The 1726-nt window shown below is 26.6% G+C and carries 1 pseudogene; it reads right to left on the bottom strand.

The features are described 5' to 3' along the window. Positions 1 to 775: 775 nt before the first annotated feature. Positions 776 to 1726 (bottom strand): annotated as a pseudogene (locus tag ACNPNW_RS15765) (integrase); the annotation flags it as partial.

The raw sequence follows: 1726 nt of genomic DNA on the forward strand, positions 1-1726 counted from the left end.
TGTTTAGCTCAAAATCTATGCTGCATACTTATAGAAGGTTTACCTAAGCTAATTAATTTATCTTCTCCATTTTTTGGTATCTCATTAAAATCTAAAAATAATCATATTGGTGGACTCCCAAGCCTTTGCTTTGTAAAACAGCAGTTTTAAAAAGCAAAGGCTTGGGCTATTTTTCTGAAATATATTTGCTTAGGCTATTTAAAATTAGCTTATAAAATCAAACCAAAAACACAACCCATTTTTCTATGCTGTATTTAATATTATAAATCTAGCAAAATTAATTTTTTTATTTATAAAAATAAAAACTAATTTCCCTATTTTACATAATAAAACAAATGAATTTATAGGGTAAATAATTTATACTAACTCCCTAGTCTATAAAATTTACCTTATATATAATTTTATATTTTATAGATTAAATTTAAAAAATAATATCCGAATAAATTTACAATAATAATAAAAAAATACAATTAAATTTAATCTTATTTTCTCCTGCGAGTCATACAAAATCTTTTTGTTTATTGAGTATTTTTTTTGATAATCTCTCATCTAGCCTATCCAGGCTATTCTCAAGAAAAAAATTATCAAAAATCAACCTCACAGAGTGCACACCTCGCGCTTAGTGTCCCTTTTTTTGACCAAAAAAAAAGAGGAACCTTACATAAATAATGAAAAAATAATCAAACATGAATTACCTAAAGTTATATACCGATGTTTTTTATATATTTTTTTAATATAAAAAAACTGTAGCCCCCTACTTCTCCGGTAAAACATTTTAGACCATTTTCTTTTGACCCAGGGAAGGTACTCCAAGGCATTTCATCTTAAAAAAGATACTTTGTAGTACAATTTTTTGTATCAGATGATGCTTTGAATCTGCTTTTTTATTACTAATTTTATAATATTTTATTTTAACTTCAGTCCCTATTTTTTTATCAAAATCACTTGAACTTGATTTTTCTATATCTAAGTAGGATTCTACGTCCGAATATATTTTGGTAATAAACTCTACAAATGAATCGTACAATTTTAAATCTTTTTGACAGACTGCTTCAAAAACTAAAACTGATCGATCATTTTTCAATGAAATTTTATTTTCCAAAATATAATAAAAATTTTTAATTTCTTTTTGGGTAATTTCTTTGTCAATTATGAATGGATGGCATATTCCATATAAATACGACCAATTGATCATTCGCTCCCAATTTAAATCCATTTCTTGCAGATCACGCTCCTCACTTCTAGCTATTTCTTTATCTTTATAAATATAAAATTGTCTACTAATTGACTTTATTAAGTTAACAAGCTGGTCTTCAGGATTTATGATCCGGTCATTTGCTTTCCATTCCTGATATGATTCTAGAAATCTTTTTGGATATAAAAAACTCATTTGTTTTTTTTCAATTTCATCTTTTTTTAAGAATTGCTTTGGATCATTATGTTTTTCAAAAACCTTTAAAAAAAACTTAGATTTTTGAAGAATGTTAAAAGCTGATTCATCCTCAGATATCTTTAAGGATTTAAATTGAGCATTAATAATTTTGCTATTTTTTAGTAATGCACCAATCAATTCAGGCTGATATTCACGTTTTGCTGTATAAAACATGTCTGCAATTAAAATATTAAGATGATGTATATAGCTACTTGCGGTCACGTTAAAGTCTTCATGCCCCATTAGATGTGCTAAACGTTGCCATACATCTGCGCTATGTAATGATGCATGATC

Source organism: Acinetobacter endophylla (assembly GCF_053543775.1).